This is a genomic window from Niveispirillum sp., assembly GCF_017996735.1.
Taxonomy (GTDB): Bacteria; Pseudomonadota; Alphaproteobacteria; order Azospirillales; family Azospirillaceae; genus Niveispirillum.
This window is the reverse complement of record NZ_JAGOGJ010000256.1, coordinates 1-3580: the sequence shown is the minus strand read 5'-3', so window position 1 is coordinate 3580 and position 3580 is coordinate 1. Positions and strand designations below refer to the sequence as shown.

General features: G+C 62.0%; 3 protein-coding genes. 2 read left to right on the top strand and 1 reads right to left on the bottom strand.

The window, feature by feature from the left end; all coding sequences use genetic code 11:
- Positions 1–1191, bottom strand: a 1191-nt coding sequence (locus KBA48_RS32740) for an AMP-binding protein (RefSeq protein ID WP_292912857.1), incomplete at its 3' end; no start/stop codon positions are given.
- 490 nt (positions 1192–1681) lie between these two features.
- Here KBA48_RS32740 and KBA48_RS32735 point away from each other — a divergent pair.
- Entirely contained in the window at positions 1682–1945 is a 264-nt protein-coding gene (locus KBA48_RS32735) for a hypothetical protein (RefSeq protein WP_292912856.1), read from the top strand.
- Between the two features lie 31 nt (positions 1946–1976).
- A partial coding sequence (locus KBA48_RS32730; RefSeq protein ID WP_292912855.1) for a cyclic peptide export ABC transporter occupies positions 1977–3580 on the top strand: 1604 nt, incomplete at its 3' end.

Here is a 3580-nt window from a genome sequence, read left to right as displayed (position 1 = left end):
GCGCAGTTCCAGGTGCCCGATCTGCCCGTCGGCCAGCACACCACCATCATCGTCGGTGACGCGGATTTCGGCACCAGGAATGGGCGGGCCCAGTGAGATATGGACGGGATTGCCGGCCAGTTCCGCCCGCGTCAGCCCTGGCGACCAGGTGATGCCGGAGCAGCTTTCCGCCATGCCGAAGGCCGGGCGCAGTGCCGTTTCCGGCAGGCCGTGGCGTTCCAGCAGTTCCAGGAAGGTGGCCGATGTCGCCGCCGCAACCTGTTCCCCGGCGCTGACCAGGAACCGCATGCAGGACAGGTCGAGATCCATTTCCGCCAGCCGGTCGGCGCTGCGCCCGATCAGGGAAAAGGCGAAGTTCGGCGCCCACGAGATGCTGGCCCGGTAGCGATCGATCAGCGCCAGCCAGCGCAGCGGGTCGGTCAGGATATGGGGAGTGGGGACATGCACCTGCCAGCCGCCCAGCACGGCCGTCATGACCCCCAGGAATACATTGGCGCCGGGATGATCCAGCGGCATCCAGTTCAGCGTCACATCATCGGCAGTGAAGCCGTTGGCCTGGATGGTGCCGGCCACCATCGCCAGGATGTTGGCATGGGTCAGCATCGCTGCCTTCGGCATGCCGGTGCTGCCCGATGTCAGGGGCATCATGGCCAGATCGCCGGGCTTGACCGGCGGCAGGTCGGGCGCCGGCTCCGCCTGCCCAAGCGTATCCATCGCGATGACGCGGAAGCCGTCCCACCCGGCTGCGGCTCCATGGGCGGCAAGGGCGGCGGCGATGTCGGTCCCGGCGACCACGGTCGGGCGGTCCAGGAGCGACCAGACCCCCTGCAGCTTGCGCAGGGGCGGCGCTCCTTGCTCAATCACTGACGGGGTCGCCATCGGCACGGCAATGATGCCGCCCAGGAAGCAGGCCCAGAGCAGCGCAAGCGTGTCGCCGACATTCCCGACCGTCATGATCAGCCGGTCGCCCTGGGCCACGCCCGCCGCATTCAGCCCGCCCAGCAGCCGCCGTGACCGGTCCAGCAAGACAAGGTAGGATTCGCTATGGGCGCTGCCATCATCATCCAGCCAGACAAGGCCGCCCTCTCCCCCGGATGCACGCAGAAGAACCTGTCCAAGATTCTCCAGTCCGGTGTGAGTCAAGGGGGCGCCGGCGGCGCCGGTGGAGGCCGTATCTGCTGCGTGGCTCACCGTCTTACCTTGAAGCTGCGTCGGGGCAGGGCATGAATTCAGCGCATATTACTGTAAGGCATGCAAATTCTATGCATGGCGAGTAGGGGCGATCCCGGTTCATCATCTCGTCCCTTCTTCACCGGCTTGTCAGCGCTTTCCCATAAGAATTAATACGGGCAGGCGCGTCAAGCCGGGCGTGACTTGGCGTGGCTCGGATGCAAATATGCATAATCGCTAATTTCTCTCGCCAGTGCGTCGACCATCCGTTCCATCAGAGCATGCCTGCGGGTATGTCGTTCGCTCCGCCCTACTCCGGGAGGGGGGGAGGCTTTACAGTGACTTGCCTTATGTGATTAGGTTAATGTGCTTAAGGAATTATCCGTTCGGGACAGATTGAACCGGAAGGTGGTGCTTGGCAGAGCGGATGATATGTTGGCTTTGTCCAAAGCTGGACATTGTTCGTGTCTTGCCCCCTTGTCAGAGCATCAGTACACATAAGGATGCCGCCATGCTGGTTGTTGTGGCTTATATTGCGCTCTGCTTGGTGGTCGGCCTTATCGGGCGCAAGCGGCAGATCGGTTTTGGCGGATATTTCCTGCTGTCCATCGTGCTCACGCCCATCATCACGCTGCTCTTCATCCTTCTCAGCCGCCTGGACTTCAGCAGCGGCGCACGTTCCCGGACCTATTCCGCTGTGTGCAAGCATTGCGAGAACGAGGCGCAGGCGCTGACGAAGATCCAATATTGCCCCAGTTGCGGGCGTTCGACGTGATGCGTTCGGGAAAATTGATGGGTGCCGCCTGATGGAGTTTTTCAAACTTCTTTTCAGCGAGCATATACCCGATCTGCGTCGCTTCCTTGGGATCGTGACGGTCGCGGGCCTCACCAATGCCCTGGTGCTGGCGCTGATCAACACCGCTGCGAACCAGGAGAACAGGGATAATACCCTCAGCCTGGGTTTGCAGTTCGTCCTGGTGGTTGCTGCTTACACGGTGTCTCAGCGCTTTGTAATGAGCACCACCGCGAAGGAGGTTGAGCGGGTCATCCACCGTATCCGCTGCCGGCTGATCGACGAGTTGCGTAACTGCGAGCTGGAGGGGGTGGAAAGGATCGGCCGGACCGTCATCTTCAATGGTCTCAGCAAGGAAATCCAGACGATTGCCCAGTTCGGGAATGCGCTGGGCATGCTCGCGCAGAGCGGCGTGTTGCTGGTATTCGCGACGCTTTATCTCATCGTCGTCTCCTTGCCGGCCTTCGTCCTGACGGTGGCGGTTACCGTCTGTGCGGCCAGTCTTTATCTGGCGCGCATGGCGCGCATTGGCAAGGCGATCCAGACCGCGACCGTGGCCGAATACCGGCTGCATGATCTGCTGGGCGGGGTGGTCGACGGGTTCAAGGAGATCAAGCTCAATGCCGGTCGTGCCGCCGAGGCGGCGGATGATGTGGTTCAGGCGTCGCAATACGCCGCCGATCAGCGGACCATCGCGCAATCGGAATTCGGCCGCAGCTTCGTCTTCACACAGAATGTGCTGTTCCTGCTGCTGGGCACGGTCGTGTTTCTGGTGCCGACATTAAGCGATACGCCCAGCAGTGACGTGGTGAAGGCGTCCGCTGCCGTGTTGTTCCTGTTCGGGCCCCTGGGTGCCGTCATCTCCACGGTCCCCATGCTGGCCGGCGCCAATACAGCGGCCAGGTCCATCGGCGAACTGGAACGGCTTTTGCGCAAGACTGGCGAGAGCGGTCCCCGCACAGGTTCGGGCGTGGCGACCACCACCAGTTTCCGCGAGATCGAGTTGCGCGGGCTGACTTTCCATTTCGATGGGGCGCAGCGGGAGCGTCCGTTCCAAGTGGGGCCGATCGACCTGACGCTGAAGGCTGGGGAGACCTTGTTCATTTCCGGCGGCAACGGGTCGGGCAAATCGACTTTCATGCGGATGCTGACCTCGCTGTACCAGTCCCAGGCGGGGATGATCCTGCTGGATGGACGACCGCTGGATGCCGAAGGCATGGCGGGCTATCGCTCGCTGTTCTCTTCTGTGTTCAGTGATTATCACCTGTTCAAGCGGTTATACGGGCTTGATGAGGCCGCGCTTTCAAGCGCGCAGGCGCTGATCGAAGAATTCGGCCTGGACGACAAGGTGTCCCTGGCCGGCAAGGAACTGTCCACGGTCGATCTGTCGGCCGGCCAGCGCAAGCGGCTGGCCCTGATCGTCGCAATGATGGAACACCGCCCCATCTGTGTGCTGGATGAATGGGCGGCGGACCAGGACCCGTATTTCAGGCGGAAATTTTATGAGGAAGTCCTGCCCAAGATGAAGGAAGCCGGTACCACCGTCATCTGTGTGACCCATGATGACCGGTATTTCGGCCTTGCGGATCGCCGCGTGCATCTGGAAGAGGGCAGGAT

Excerpts from the sequence above, each read along its gene's own strand:
- KBA48_RS32735 (WP_292912856.1), top strand. The coding sequence starts at position 1,682 with ATGCTGGTTGTTGTGGCTTATATTGCGCTCTGCTTGGTGGTCGGCCTT.